Source organism: Candidatus Methanoperedens sp. BLZ2, assembly GCF_002487355.1.
In the GTDB taxonomy this organism is placed as follows: Archaea; Halobacteriota; Methanosarcinia; order Methanosarcinales; family Methanoperedenaceae; genus Methanoperedens.
In genome coordinates, this window is the sequence record NZ_NTMG01000027.1 from 34,833 (window position 1) to 48,973 (window position 14,141).

Sequence of the window (14,141 nt, forward strand, 5' to 3'; positions counted from 1 at the left end):
ATATACTCTATTTAAGGGTATTAAATGGATCAAACACCTCAACAAATGGATATTAAACAATCTCACATAAAACGCGTCCGCACAATTGCTGATTACCAGTTCGGCCGCGGTGCTGGCGAAATCCTTTTTTCGGATGAGGTCAAATTCCAGTTCTCAACCACAAAAAGGGTCCGCCAGATACTTCTTGATAACGAGCGTATAGCAACGGTCAGGGCAAAGGACGGTATGCTGACCCTGAGCATGAAAGGAGCAGGGAAGCTACATGGATTTATCAAGTATCCTGGACAAAGAGTTGTTGTAAACAGCGATGCTGCGCCATTTGTTGCAAAAGGCAAGACCGCTTTTTCGCGTCATGTTGTGGCAGTTGATCCTGAAATCCGGGCAGGGCAGGAGGTTCTTATAGTGGATGAAAATGATCGCCTGCTTGCAACAGGAAAAACTATATTGTCCGCTATTGAAATGCAGGCTTTTAAGAAAGGTATTTCAGTAGATGTAAGAAGTGGAATTGATACAAAAGACAAACCTGATATTGATTGAACGTTTTTTTTGTCCCTGATTATTACTATGGGTTATCAATCGGTATAGTAAATATTATATATGGTAATGTAGTAATATGCAGAGGTGAAGTTAATGAGTCACGTCATCGGATTAAAATGCAGGGAATGTGGAACTGAGTACCCTGCAGGTATCCAGAATACATGTTATGAGTGCTTCGGGCCTCTTGAAGTCAATTACGATTGGGATTATATTTCAGATCATATAAGCAAAGAGAAGATTGCTGCGGGTCCAAAATCCATATGGAGATATGCGGATATGCTGCCCCTTGAATCGGAGAAGCGTGTCGACCTTGGTGCTGGTTTTAATAAATTGCATCGGGCCCGGCGTCTGGGAGCAGCGCTGGGGCTTGATGAACTCTATATCCTTGATGAGTCGGTAAATCCCACAAATTCATTTAAGGACAGGGTAACATCTGTTGCAATTTCAAAGGCTCTTGAATTCGATATCAAAGCCGTGGGATGCGCAAGTACAGGAAACCTTGCAGCAGCAGTAGGCGCCCATGCGGCAAAGGCAGGACTTCCTGCATATATTTTCATACCAGCCACGATCGAGCTTGGCAAGATCGTGCAGATGCTCATCTACGGGCCAAATGTCATTGCTGTGGAAGGTACATACGACGATGCCAACAGACTTGCAAGCGAGGTTGCAGATTCCCATCCTGACTGGGCTTTCGTGAATATCAATATCCGCCCATATTATACTGAAGGTTCAAAGACGCTGGCTTATGAAACTGCCGAACAGTTGAACTGGCAGGTTCCTGACCATGTTGTTGCACCCCTGGCCAGCGGAGCGCTACTTTGTGCTATTTCCAGAGGATACAAGGAACTTGAACGCGTTGGCCTCGTTGACAAAGCAGATTTCAAGATATCAGGGTCACAACCGCTGAACTGTTCCCCTATATCCACTGCTGTCCAGAGCAACAGCGAAGTCGTTCCTGTCCGGAATTTCGAGACCGTTGCTCACAGCCTTGCAATAGGCAATCCTGCAGACGGCTATTATGCAAAGAAGACCATCCTTGATTCGGGCGGTTTTGCGGCATCACCTACTGATACTGAGATAATTGAAGCGATACATCTTCTTGCAAGAACAGAGGGCATATTCACAGAACCGGCAGGCGGCACAACAGTTGCAGGTTTAAAGAAGCTTGTTGAAAGCGGGCATATCCAGAAAGATGAAAGGGTCGTTGTCTATGTGACCGGAAATGGTCTTAAGGCACAGGATACCCTGCTCAAGTCATTGCAGCGCCCGCCTGTGATAAAACCCATGATCAGCGAGTTTGAACGTCTTTTTGCGCCAAAACTTGATATTCATGAACAGAAGGCGGCTGTAGCGATATAAAGATGTAAAGGTAAAGATAAAGGTGATTTAAATGGTTAAAATAAGATTCTCTTCAGCATTAAGCAATGTGACACATGCACGCGAAACGATACTTGAATTAGGGGATACGACTGTAAAAGCAGTTCTTGATAAGCTCATCCAGCAGTTCGGCCCTGATTTTGAGAAACGTATTCTTGATAAGGGCGAAGTACGAAGATTCGTGAATTTATACGTGAACGGCGAGGATATAAGACACTTAAGCGGTCTTGACAGTCCTGTTAAGGATGCGGATGAGATATCAATTCTCCCTGCTGTTAGCGGTGGATAAAATTTTCATTTCTTTTGAGGCTCATGGATATTAAGGATTTGAAATTTGAAGATGGACTGATCACGGCTATAGCCCAGGATCACAAAACCGGGGAAGTTCTCATGGTCGCATTCATGGACAGGGAAGCTCTCCAAAAGACCATCGAGACAAAAAGAGGTTATTACTGGAGCAGGTCAAGGCGCAAACTCTGGAAGAAAGGAGAAAGCTCAGGACATGAGCAGATCGTTCATGATATTTTGATAGACTGCGACGCTGACGCTATTGTGCTCAAGATCGAGCAGATAGGAGGCGCCTGCCATACCGGATACAGGTCATGTTTCTACAGGACGATCGATGGTGAGATTATCGGGGAGAAGTTATTCGAGCCAGAGGATGTTTATAAGAAATAATCCTCACTTAAGCCGTCCTGTATAAAAGCGAACTCTCAATAATATATATAGTATCAACCAGCCGATAATTATCAAAATAAGATTACCGAGATATCTATTAACAAACTGCATGTTAATTGTAATGCCATAGGCTAAAGATATTATAAGGAATACAGAAAGAAGAATCGCGGTATTCCAGGAAATATCTGATATCAGGGAAATGTTTTTTCCAGGTTTGACTATATAGATGCGCTTTAAATATTGCAGCTTGATGACACTTATTTTCGTTCGAATCTGTGTGCCTATCGGAGGATGTTGTTTTTCAAAACCTGAAATACTTACCTTTATTTCGAATATAGCCCTGCGTAAATATAATTGTAGTGTAGAGTACAGATTTTTTAGAATGATGTCCATATTTCTAATAAATTTTGATCCATGATGTCCTATGAAATCCGAACCAACTGAAATGCGTTCCTTAGCAGGGTTGAGCCTTTCCATGTTACCTTCAGGCAGCGCAAGCTCAAAAAAACGAATTGCTATGCCTAAGATAAGGGAATAATAAACATATATGGCAAGATTTTCAGCGAGTTCATCATCACCAATAGCAAGTGCTACAGCAGTAACTGTAAGAATCAAAAGTGCAATTAAAAACGGGTAGTTTGAAGGGGGCCAGTCATTCATTGTAACTCAACCATACATGATGTGGAATGAACTCGAAGCCCGTAAGGGAATTGAAATTGAACCTAGTCATAAAGCCCCTTCCGATAGGGAGTGGTAGTTTACAATATTAACTAAACATTTATAAGTCATAAATGCCACCTAATCCATCTTTTGATAATTTTTATATATCAATATAATAAACATCAAAAAAATTGATAGATAATAATATAAAACTACCGGTTTATACAAATCAAATCGTTCTTGATACACATAAGAAATGGAAAAATTTTGGTTTTCACTGACATTAATATTCCAGGAATTATATCCTCTATTTTCTTTTATTGCATAATATTTATTATGGGTATCTTTTAGTATCCAGTTATTATCAAATTTATTGTATAGAATAATTGATTTAGTGTCTTTAGAAACAAATAAGTTATATTTTGTCGGCTTTAATTGCACATAATCTACACTAAGTGGAACTTTTTCTGCGTTAAACATTTGAATTTTATTATTGTTTTTCAAATGAAATATGGTGTAATCTTTTGTATCATCTATACTATAAGTTAAATTACTATTTTTTAAAAATGATACAAAATCATTTGTTAATCTTACATTATTGGGGTCAAAAAAAGCGTCATTTGTATGTTTATCAAATAAAATATAGTTTATATCTGTATCTTTAATTGCATCAAAATTACCATTCCATAATGAAACAATTTGATCTGTAGGATCGTATTGACCATATACATTATTAGTCGTTGGTAAATAATATTTAACTATAGAAGCACCACCATATCCCCAATCATAAAAATAGTACACATTACTTATAGGTACATAAAGTATAGAATTTATATCGTCATAAGAATTAAATTTGGCATTAAATTCATCATAATAATATGGTATTTTAATAGTTGAATTGTGACGGATATCGGCTTGATTTGGATTTGGTTGTATTACAGTGTAATTAAAATATGCATCGGTAAATAAAGGGGTCATAATATAAATTATATTAATAAAAAGTATAATTCTAAATAGTTTCACATTTTTTTTATATAATAATATAAACCAATAATATAAAATAGGAATAAATACAACTCCCCAAAAAATCATTGTTTTTACATAAGCATTCCTGAAAAATTGATAAAAACCTATGTCATATAGAAAGTGATTGATAAAACCAAACGGTTCCCTGAAACCCATTACGAATCCCAGCATTGTCAAGTAAATTATTATTAAAAACAGGATTGTTTTTCTGTGTTTTTTTGAATATAATAAAAGCAAAGTAGGTTGAACAGTATATACAAAAAAACCAGTAATAATAAAAAATATATTCTCATTATATAGACTGATCAGTTGTGTAAAATATCTTCCTTGTGAGTCTTTTAAAAGCCACCCTAATCCTCTAAACTGATATAATAAAGTTGAATATTCAAAGTTTCTCTTGAAATATTCAAGATTTGAAACCGTTGATATAAGCTCTTGATTTATAGGACTACTCCAGAAATAAAAATAATTAACTATCCAGTAGAGATTGGGGATGATAAAAAAAATTGCCAATAGAACATTAATGGTAATTATAAAAAATTTTAATCTAATATCTTTTCTGATAAAAAAAATACCATTTAAAATTAATATAGCAATGCCAAGTATTAGATGAGGGGATATATCTGGAATACTAACTGAAAACAGCGGAGTGATCAGGGCTAACAAAACTATTTTTAAGGTGTCAATCTTTTTATGCAAATAGTAACTATTGTATATCTTATAGAGCAATGAGAAAAATAATGGAATTAATGTATAAATTATTACTATCTGGATATATCCAAACTGCAAATTTATAAGAGTGTATAAATTGAAAACAAAAAAAAGCGGTAATATAATATTTTTTAAAAAAAAATTTCTGAATTTGAAGATTGATAAAAAATAACTAAAAAATATAAACTGTAATACAAACAAAACACCTATGATAAATCTCTGATAAATTTCAAAACTATTAAAAAAACTGTAAATTAAATTTAGTACATAATATGCTATATACCTGCCCTGGAATAAATTGAAACCCTGGCTATAAATACTCCAGGAACTTTCAATAAAAGATAATTGTTTTGCCGGATTTAATCCTAAATATTCCCAATCATTGTTATAAAGAATGTAACCTTTTGGAATTAATAGGAATGGCAAAATAAAAAGCAACAATGCTGTAAATATATAATAACATTTATTGTATTTTGATCGTTTTATAGAATTTTTATTTGTCATAGAGAAATTGGCTCTATTATTTTTCTTTTCAACTGTCATGATATCATTGATCTAATAATGGAACTTTCTCTCAATATCGTTTCTTTAAGATCAAAATTCGAAGCTTCTAACTGGGCTTTTTTAAATAACAAATTTAGTTTATCTTTGTCACTTAAAATATCAAATGTTGATTTCTTCAGTTTATCATAATTTTCACACAATATAACACTATTCAAACTTCCAAATACCTCTTCAAAGATTCTGTTCTTATAGGTAACTACTGGAGTACCGCATGCTATGGCTTCAGCTATTACAAGTCCTAATCCCTCTTTTGCGATCGTAGGGAAAATTAATAAACTGGATTTACCTAAATAAATAAATCTTTTTTCAACCATAAAACCAAGCACTTCAATATTGTCATTAAGTTCCAATTCCTTAATTTTGTTTTTAACAGAACTGAGACATGAACCATCCCCAATAACGATTGCTCTGAACAAAGGATTTATTTTTTGATATTCTTTACAGAGTGCAATAAAATCAAATATACCTTTATATTCTTCAATTCTTGACATGAAACATAAGTCATAAACTTTTTCATTGTATGTGTACATGCCCATTCTGGCAATATCAATTCCATGATAATTAACTTCAAATTTTTCATAAGGAATATCTTTATTTGAAAGTGATTTTTTTACTCCGTCTGTAAGACAAATTATAACATCACAACGCCTCAATAATACTAATGTTATATATGCAGAAATAGACCTGATACAACTATCTGTTAAACTATTATTTTCATGTCTGTAGTTTGAATATATATTGAAATAGCTATTTCCATTACCTTCATAAATGGTAATCTGACATTTTGCTATAAGCTTTTTATTAAATAATTTAGCTACAACAAAACATGGCAAAAAATCAGCAGCATTGGTTGTTGGGGAGTAGACTAAATCTATAATTTTTATTTTCTCGATGAGCTTAACTGATGCAAGGAAAAACCAATAGATAAAGTCAATGACATCCAATAACGGATGAAAAGTTTTTTCTATTGGTAATTGTAATTCTGAAATATTTATATTATCTTTTTTTGTGAAGATTCCATTTTTTGTTTGAACAATTTCAAAATTATACTCTTTTAGACCTTCAAATGTATCTTTAGTTATTTTTTCACCACCACCGAAAGTGCCAGGATTTCTCCATCCATTAGGATTAGCTAAACACGATCCTATAGTAAATTTAGATTTTTCGTAAACTGTATACATATTCTGAGGCATCAGGCCGTACCAGGTTAAACCCCACTTATAAAAAACTTCTTTGAAATTATGTTTTTTCATAATATTTTTCATCGATTTTCGAGTGAAAAAACGAACATGGGGATTATTAGGATAAAAGAATTTCTCCCAAAAAAATATTGATATTATCATTTTTTTTAATAAATTAAAATCTGGCGTAATTAAAATCAATTTTCCACCAGGTTTTAAAATTCGATAACATTCAGAAAGTGTCATATCGACGTCCAGGAGATGTTCGATCACATCTGTCATAATAATTGTATCAAATTGTTCCTCCTTATAGGGTAGTTTAGTATCAGCTGAACCCTGGGTATATTTAAGCCATGGATGCTTTTCTTTTCCTCTTTTTATTGCATTTTCTGAAATTTCTAAAGCTTCAATTGATTTAATTGATTTATGATTGTCTTTTAAAAAATTGATAAAGATTCCTTCACCTGCTCCAATATCTAAAACATCTTCACCAATGAACCTTCTAATATTTAAATAAAATATTTTAAGTTCTTTTATTGGCCATTTTGGAATATCTGCTACATGCATATCATTATCTGATTGAGGATTGCTCCAATATTTTTCATAATAATTTGATTTTTTCATAAAATCTGTCTCTACTTCGTATCTTAGTGCAGCAATCAATTATTTTTTATATTGTCTCGAATAACTTAATGATATCTTTACAATGATTTTCCCACGAGTTTTGTAAAGCCACATTATAGTACACATTCATTAGATCATTATATTCAGTTGTCTTCAGATTCAAAATATAATTTATACTAAACATGTAGTCATTGATATTATTCTCTTGCGGTAATTTAGTTTTTATGCTTTGTGGGAACAAATCCGCTACACCAGAATTAATAGTAAAAATCGATGGACAACCACTTGCTGCTGCTTCTAATATAGTCATACCGAAGGCTTCTCGACATGGATGAACCAAAAATAAAGCATTTTGATAATATTTTCCCAGGTCTTCCTCATTGACTGGCCCGATCAGCTCAATCCATTTTTCAAGTCTATTTTTGAATATTAATGTTTGATACTCTTCCCTCAGTTCAACCGGATAAAAAGCGCCAATAATCTTTATTTTTATTTTATTATTAAGTTGTGTCCACATATCAATAAGAAATTGAAAATTCTTACCTTCATCCCATTTCGTAACAGCAATCGCATAATTTTCTTTATTATATTTAACTTGACTCAAATCAATAACTTCACAACCGTTATAGACCGGATGATATTTTTCATATCGTGGAAAATTTTTTTTCATTTCAGAAATCATGTTGGGGAATGCTAAAATCGTTTTTGAATTGTTAATAATTTCTCCATCTAATTTATTTGCTATTGGTGTCAAAAATGGTAGAAATTTTCCTAATACTTTAGTTCCATACTTTTGATTTAAAATGTAAATAATAGAATCATGAATAAAGCAAATATAAGGAATATGCTTTTTTCTCCAGATAGATATTGAAGAAAATGCTGTGTAAGTCCCATGAGTAATAAATACATCAAATTCCTGGTTTTTAATAAATTTGTAAATTATAAAATAATAAAAAACATGGAAAAATGAAAAAAAAGAAAATAAAGGAAACTTGAAATTAAACTTGTAGTACCAGGGAAGTCGATCGCTCAAATATATTGTTCTGATTTTGTTTTCATTAAGTAAATCATGATAACCTGGCTTTTTATTGCGCCTTAAGACAACAAGAGTCGCATTATATCCCATCTTTCTGAAATATTTTGTTTCCATAATAGCAACCTTTTGGAATCCTCCGGAAATCAGTTCATCAATCAGGATTGCTATTTTCATTTCAGTCGTTCCTCATGAAATTAAACATCCAAATTTTAATTTTATATGGTATAATATATTTAGTCGTACTTATACCGAAGTTATATATTTTATCAGATAATGTCATCGAATAACCATAGCCACTTGAGTATTTGTTCCTTATTTCCAGAGTCATAGTCTCCATTTTCTGGATTTTTGAAATCGTCGTAGAATTTTTATGTACCCTATATTTAAGCAAAATCTCCTGTATGTTGGCAAATTTGTATCTCATACCAATCCTGAACCATAAATCCAGATCCTCAGCCAGAGGGTATTTTGGGTCATAATATCCAATATTATTAAAAACCTCTTTTCTAATCATACTAACAGGCTGTGCAATAGGGCAATATAGAAAAATTCTATTTCGCAAGTTTGAATCATCTTCATAGTATTTTCTCACTCCAATAATCTTACCACTCTCAGTGTCAAACAACTCTATAAATCCGCCTACGACTCCACAATCATTGTGTTTCTCCATATATTTGTATTGTTTCTCGAATCTTGTAGATATTGAAATATCGTCAGCATCGGCTACAGCGATATATTTTCCCTTAGCATATTTCGTCCCTTTTGTTCTGGATTCGGCTAATCCTAATATACTTTCATTTCTTAGGATTATAATTCTTTTATCTATCTTCGAAAAATCCTCTATTATTTTGTAACTATTATCGGTAGAAGGGTCATAAACAATAATAAATTCAAAATCAGTAAATGTTTGGTTTAAAATACTTTTAAATGCATCTTTGAGATACGCTTCTGCATTATAGACTGGCATTACTACTGATATTTTAGGTGACTCATAATTCATCATTTAATATACTCCTCCTAAAAGAATGGTTAGTTTTAATTTCCAAAAGTTGAAAATAAGGATCTTCATGTTATTATTTCTCAAATTTCTTTGCAAGGGATTCATATGGTAAAGTCACAATAATTATTATAAAGCCAATAATAAATAAGGCTATTAAACCTCTTGATTCTATTCCTGGAAATATATAGGGATTAATTAATTGTTTGAAGAGATACATCCCTGCCACAAATGCTGTTAGCATAATAGTTGAGTCGCGAAACATTTTTGTATAATATTGTAATACGCCGAAACGTGATGCTACTGCAACAGTATCAAGAAAAATGTTGAGTACGGTCTTGAAATTTATCCTCCCAAATCCTTTTCTTGTGAATTTCAAAATTATAGGTGCTTCCACGATTTTATAGCCAAACCGGGTGGCATAAGCTAAAAATTCCACATCAAAAGCATATCTTTTAACGCGCATCATTGGAAAGATTTTTTGCACGGTTTCTCTTCTCATCAACTTGAAGCCTGCCTGTGTATCCCTGATTTTCAGTTGCAGCAGTAATCTTAAGACGATATTGTACATCTGGCTCAAGAATCTCCTGATTAATGGATAATATTCTATCGCGGAAAAGGGATGTCTCTTACTTCCAACTACTATATCCGCATCGTTTTTCAACATGTACTCAAATAAGATGCTTATCTGCCCCGGATCAAGTTCCATATCAGCATCAAGAAATGTGACCAGATCCTTTGTTATAAAGGTTATTCCATATTTTATAGCATAGCCCTTACCTCTGTTTTGTTTAGAACCTACAATTTTAACATTATCAAATCGTTCTGAGGTCGCCTCATTAAAAGTACCATCTGTAGATCCATCATCCACCACAATTATTTCATGGTCTATTCCAATTTTGTTGAAAAGATCCCTGACGTGTTTTATTGTTTTAAGAACCCGTCCCTCTTCATTGTAAGCTGGAATTATTACCGAAAGTCCTTCTGTTTTGATTTCCAAAAACGCCATCTCCCTACTCTTGGTACTCCAACATTTTTAGAAATAATCTCATATATGAAAAAATTAAATTTTTTAAAAGATTATCAAAAGAAGGAATGGAGAGTAACATCTCCATCCTTTAAATTGATGTTATTTCCTCCTGAGGTACACTGCGACCCCAATAACGATCAAGATCACAACAACGATCGCAATAAGCGAAAGGTTTGCCGGAGCCGCGGGAGTTGCCTGAGTAACGCCAGAAACTGCCGGAGTAACTCCGGAGCTTGTTATCCTGGACGTTGCCCTGGGCGTTACCCTGGGCGTTGCCCCGGTCACAGCGTCTTTCGATCCTGTTATCGCGAAACTTGAGAATGATTCTGTCTTTGCCTCGAAATAGGTATAAGTGCTGTCTTTGTCCTTTTCTGTGGTTTCAAGCTGAACCCACCTGCTACCATCCCATCTGACCATATTCACATCGCTGCTTGAAAGACGGTTACTTTCTATCCAGGAATTCTCCACTTTGAGCCTGATAAGAGCATCTTTAATTCCACTTGAGCTTGAAAAGATGTTTATATTCTTGGATACTATGCCGTCAGGTGCAGCTGTTACAAGTCTGGATGTCCCTTTTAGAGCTTCAATCCTCAAGCTGACACCATTTTCATTTTCTTTGCCAACAACTGCGACTTCATATATTCCGGGTACATTAGAGAACTTGTATGTTACGGGCTGGTCTGCCAGTAGATCCATTTGTGCTGTTTCAGACGATTCTACATTGTCAAACGGTTCTGAAGATACTATACCGCTTCCCGTGCTTCCACTGGATCCGCGGAATGAGGTTGTTGATGCTGGTGTAATCGTGAATTGGCCGGTGGCTGAAGTAAATATTTTGGTAACTGCATTATTTTCTGCCCTGAGGCTTGCAACTACGTTATAATCTCCAACCGGCAGGGTCGCTGTTTCTATTGTTACGTTATAAATATAAGTGAGGTTTCCGTATCCGTAGCCATATCCGTATCCGTAACCATATCCTGTTTCTGCATTATATCCGTAACCATATCCTGTTCCAAAATTGGGTCCATATCCGTAACCATACCCTGTTCCCCTGTTATATCCATAACCATATCCGTACCCGAAATCAGTTATTCTTCCATATCCATACCCGTAGCCATAACCGAAACTTTCATAACCATAGCCGTAGCCGATACTATCTTTGCCATACCCGTAGCCATACCCAAAATCAACTGCTTGAGGGATTTGAAAGCCTGTTATTTTGATAATGGAGTCACCTGAGATCTTTTTTCCATCAAGGGAAAAAACTGCACCTGGATTAGCAGGTCCTGTCAAATTTAGTGTAATGTCTTTCGCAGGAACAAACTGGTCTGGATCATTAATATCAATTTTTACTTGAAACTGAATATTGCTGCCCTGTCTATATGGGCCCTGAAGCCCTAAAATACTGACCGACACCGCTTGTGCCGGCCCGGAAATTATCAGCATTACAACGATGAATAATGTTATAATTGTACTTGCTAGAAATGGTCTCTTCTGATTGCTATGTTTTACTTTTACCACACTTATCACTCCTGAACTGGATATAATTGGAAATTTATCTCCCACAATACCTTATCTTTAAAGATATTTAAAATCATCGATTTCCTTGCCTGTAGGGTGGTGACCAGAGCCACCCTAGAACCATTGGTAGATGATACTTTTTCCGTTTAGATGTACCTCAACCCCATTTCAACATGAGCGAATGCAATGTTCTTGTTTCCATTATTCAGCTCTAATAATAATTGTCACAGTTTACTGCTGGCATGAAAAATAGTTAAATTTAAATTGCGAACTTATGAATTGATAACTACCAACGAACAACAAATGTTTTAATTTATAAAATAATAACTGAAGAATGGTGATAGAATGACCGCGAAAATTGATTGGTACAACGAATTCGTAGATTTTAATTATACTCCCGCAAAAGACGATTTGATCTGTTTATACTATTTTGAACCTGCAAAAGGAATTACAGAAAAAGAAGCGATAGGAAGGATAGCTTCCGAAAGTTCTGCAGGCACATGGACCACTCTTCATGATCTACCTCCACGGGTTGAAAAGATAAAAGCGCGCGCATTTGAATTAAATGGTAAATATGTAAAGATCGCTTACCCAATAGACCTCTGGGAGCCTGGAAACGCCCCTCAGCTCCTGAGCGGGATCGCAGGTAATATTTTCGGGATGAAAGCTCTTCGGAATCTAAGACTTATTGATTTATCGTTTCCACGACAATATATTAAGTCTTTCAAAGGTCCAGGACAGGGTATCGAGGGAATAAGGTCTTTATTGAAGATCAAAGAACGCCCCATAACGGGTGCAGTGCCAAAACCCAAGATCGGTTTTAGCGCAGCAGAACATGCCGATGTTGCATACGAAACCTGGATGGGAGGATTTGATCTTGTAAAGGATGATGAGAACCTGACTTCTACGTCTTTTAACCGCTTTGAAGACAGGCTTATGCGAATGGCCAAACTGCGTGATAAAGCTGAAAAAGAGACGGGCGAAGAGAAAGATGCCCTTTTGAATATCACAGGTGAGACAAAAGAAATGATCCGAAAAGCAAAATTGCTTCATGATTCGGGCTGGAGGTTCGCAATGATCGATGTTGTTACTTGTGGAACAGCGTCTGTCCAGACAATGCGGGATGAATGCGGCGACCTTGGATTAGCCATACATGCCCATCGTGCGATGCATGCGGCTTTTGACAGGAACCCGAGACATGGGTTGAGTATGTATTTCCTTGCAAAACTTATGCGTTTAATAGGAGTGGATGAAATTCATTCAGGTACTGCAATAGGAAAACTTGTGGGGAGCAAAAAAGAGGTCACACAGATCGCCAGAGTGCTGCGTGACTATAAAATAGAAGATGGTGACATGCTTTCGCAGGATTGGGGCTCAATAAAACCGGCTCTTCCGGTTTCTTCAGGTGGTCTTCATCCGGGATTGATACCATCTGTCATGAGTATCCTGGGAAATGATTGTACATTGCTTGTAAGCGGCGGCATTCACGGCCACCCGGAAGGAACACGAGCTGGCGCAAAGGCAGTGATGCAGGCAATAGAAGCCTCAATGGATGGTACTGACCTTAATGAATTTGCGATAAAAAACAAGGAATTGAAGCAAGCGCTTGGTAAATGGGAATATTACAGGCCAAAATAAAATTATTCGAGGACTTGCTTTATCTTTTCAGATGCTTTTTTCATTTCGACAAGTACCCATCCAAGATTTGTTTCAGGTCTTGTCATAACAAGGAGTATTGCTTTTGGTCCGGCTCCATATCCAATAATTTTTCCATTTTTTGATTCCACTATGGTTGTCTCAGGAATGCCGTTTCCAAGTTCGTTCGAAGCTGCTTCTGCTGCGCCTACCATAGTAGCAGACATTGCTACCAGTACTTCTGCGCGTTTCTGGTCTCTTAATGTTGAGCATATCAATAAGCCGTCTCTGCTTGCTATTGCTGATGATTCTATCCCGCCAATTTTATTAATTTCTTTCAGTGTGCTTTCCATCATTTGTATTGTCCGTATTTTATTTATCATTACAGCACCTTCCTCAATTTAATTGACTTCAAATAACAATATGTTCTTCAACTATTTAAAAGTGTGCAAAAAAGCAACAGTTGCACATTTTGGTATTTTTGGTGGAAAATGTTTTATAAATTATTAAATTAAAAAAGTAAACTGATATTAGAAAAATTTTCGAGTTATCAGACTGTTATCT

Annotated in this window: 13 protein-coding genes; 5 read left to right on the top strand and 8 right to left on the bottom strand. The window is 35.3% G+C overall.

Going from position 1 to position 14,141, the window contains the following annotated elements:
* The first annotated feature begins 24 nt into the window (after nt 1-24).
* The 4 genes from CL181_RS04175 to hisI all read left to right on the top strand — a co-directional run bounded on the left by CL181_RS04175 (nt 25) and on the right by hisI (nt 2,592).
* A complete protein-coding gene (locus tag CL181_RS04175; protein WP_255251411.1) occupies nt 25-537 on the top strand; it encodes a PUA domain-containing protein in 513 nt (170 codons plus the stop codon).
* Nucleotides 538-630: 93 nt separating this feature from the next.
* Entirely contained in the window at nt 631-1,896 is a 1,266-nt protein-coding gene (thrC, locus tag CL181_RS04180) for a threonine synthase (RefSeq protein WP_097297984.1), read from the top strand.
* A 31-nt stretch (nt 1,897-1,927) separates the two neighbouring features.
* Complete coding sequence (locus CL181_RS04185) at nt 1,928-2,203, top strand: ubiquitin-like small modifier protein 1 (protein ID WP_097297985.1); 276 nt, start codon at nt 1,928-1,930, stop codon at nt 2,201-2,203.
* Nucleotides 2,204-2,226: 23 nt separating this feature from the next.
* Complete coding sequence (hisI, locus tag CL181_RS04190; RefSeq protein WP_097297986.1) at nt 2,227-2,592, top strand: phosphoribosyl-AMP cyclohydrolase; 366 nt, start codon at nt 2,227-2,229, stop codon at nt 2,590-2,592.
* A 3-nt stretch (nt 2,593-2,595) separates the two neighbouring features.
* On the opposite strand, the gene CL181_RS04195 is transcribed toward hisI, so the two are convergent.
* The 7 genes from CL181_RS04195 to CL181_RS04225 all read right to left on the bottom strand — a co-directional run bounded on the left by CL181_RS04195 (nt 2,596) and on the right by CL181_RS04225 (nt 11,942).
* The gene (locus tag CL181_RS04195) at nt 2,596-3,252 is read right to left on the bottom strand and encodes a hypothetical protein (protein ID WP_097297987.1); all 657 of its coding nucleotides are present in this window, start codon (nt 3,250-3,252) and stop codon (nt 2,596-2,598) included.
* A 138-nt stretch (nt 3,253-3,390) separates the two neighbouring features.
* Nucleotides 3,391-5,532 carry a hypothetical protein gene (locus tag CL181_RS04200; protein WP_097297988.1) on the bottom strand — a complete coding sequence of 714 codons (2,142 nt, stop codon included), beginning with the start codon at nt 5,530-5,532 and terminating at the stop codon, nt 3,391-3,393.
* A complete protein-coding gene (locus CL181_RS04205) occupies nt 5,529-7,358 on the bottom strand; it encodes a glycosyltransferase (protein WP_097297989.1) in 1,830 nt (609 codons plus the stop codon). Before CL181_RS04205 ends, CL181_RS04200 begins: the two co-directional genes overlap by 4 nt.
* 46 nt (nt 7,359-7,404) lie before the next feature.
* Nucleotides 7,405-8,568 carry a glycosyltransferase gene (locus CL181_RS04210; protein ID WP_097297990.1) on the bottom strand — a complete coding sequence of 388 codons (1,164 nt, stop codon included), beginning with the start codon at nt 8,566-8,568 and terminating at the stop codon, nt 7,405-7,407.
* A 1-nt stretch (nt 8,569) separates the two neighbouring features.
* Nucleotides 8,570-9,397, bottom strand: coding sequence for a glycosyltransferase (locus tag CL181_RS04215; protein ID WP_097297991.1), 828 nt, complete (start codon nt 9,395-9,397; stop codon nt 8,570-8,572).
* A 70-nt stretch (nt 9,398-9,467) separates the two neighbouring features.
* Nucleotides 9,468-10,391 (bottom strand): glycosyltransferase, encoded by a 924-nt coding sequence (locus CL181_RS04220; RefSeq protein WP_176505051.1) that lies wholly within the window; start codon nt 10,389-10,391, stop codon nt 9,468-9,470.
* A gap of 129 nt (nt 10,392-10,520) precedes the next feature.
* Entirely contained in the window at nt 10,521-11,942 is a 1,422-nt protein-coding gene (locus CL181_RS04225; protein ID WP_141398785.1) for a PGF-pre-PGF domain-containing protein, read from the bottom strand.
* Nucleotides 11,943-12,287: 345 nt separating this feature from the next.
* On the opposite strand from CL181_RS04225, the gene rbcL reads away from it, so the two are divergent.
* On the top strand, nt 12,288-13,580 hold the full coding sequence (gene rbcL, locus CL181_RS04230) for a type III ribulose-bisphosphate carboxylase (RefSeq protein WP_097297994.1): 1,293 nt from the start codon (nt 12,288-12,290) through the stop codon (nt 13,578-13,580).
* Between the two features lie 2 nt (nt 13,581-13,582).
* Here the strand turns inward: rbcL and CL181_RS04235 are convergent, their stop codons facing one another.
* Nucleotides 13,583-13,960 (bottom strand): roadblock/LC7 domain-containing protein, encoded by a 378-nt coding sequence (locus CL181_RS04235; RefSeq protein WP_097297995.1) that lies wholly within the window; start codon nt 13,958-13,960, stop codon nt 13,583-13,585.
* Nucleotides 13,961-14,141 lie beyond the last annotated feature (181 nt).

Excerpts from the sequence above, each read along its gene's own strand:
- CL181_RS04175 (WP_255251411.1), top strand. The coding sequence starts at position 25 with ATGGATCAAACACCTCAACAAATGGATATTAAACAATCTCACATAAAA.
- thrC (WP_097297984.1), top strand. The coding sequence starts at position 631 with ATGAGTCACGTCATCGGATTAAAATGCAGGGAATGTGGAACTGAGTAC.
- CL181_RS04185 (WP_097297985.1), top strand. The coding sequence starts at position 1,928 with ATGGTTAAAATAAGATTCTCTTCAGCATTAAGCAATGTGACACATGCA.
- hisI (WP_097297986.1), top strand. The coding sequence starts at position 2,227 with ATGGATATTAAGGATTTGAAATTTGAAGATGGACTGATCACGGCTATA.
- CL181_RS04195 (WP_097297987.1), bottom strand. The coding sequence starts at position 3,252 with ATGAATGACTGGCCCCCTTCAAACTACCCGTTTTTAATTGCACTTTTG.
- CL181_RS04200 (WP_097297988.1), bottom strand. The coding sequence starts at position 5,532 with ATGACAGTTGAAAAGAAAAATAATAGAGCCAATTTCTCTATGACAAAT.
- CL181_RS04205 (WP_097297989.1), bottom strand. The coding sequence starts at position 7,358 with ATGAAAAAATCAAATTATTATGAAAAATATTGGAGCAATCCTCAATCA.
- CL181_RS04210 (WP_097297990.1), bottom strand. The coding sequence starts at position 8,568 with ATGAAAATAGCAATCCTGATTGATGAACTGATTTCCGGAGGATTCCAA.
- CL181_RS04215 (WP_097297991.1), bottom strand. The coding sequence starts at position 9,397 with ATGATGAATTATGAGTCACCTAAAATATCAGTAGTAATGCCAGTCTAT.
- rbcL (WP_097297994.1), top strand. The coding sequence starts at position 12,288 with ATGACCGCGAAAATTGATTGGTACAACGAATTCGTAGATTTTAATTAT.
- CL181_RS04235 (WP_097297995.1), bottom strand. The coding sequence starts at position 13,960 with ATGATAAATAAAATACGGACAATACAAATGATGGAAAGCACACTGAAA.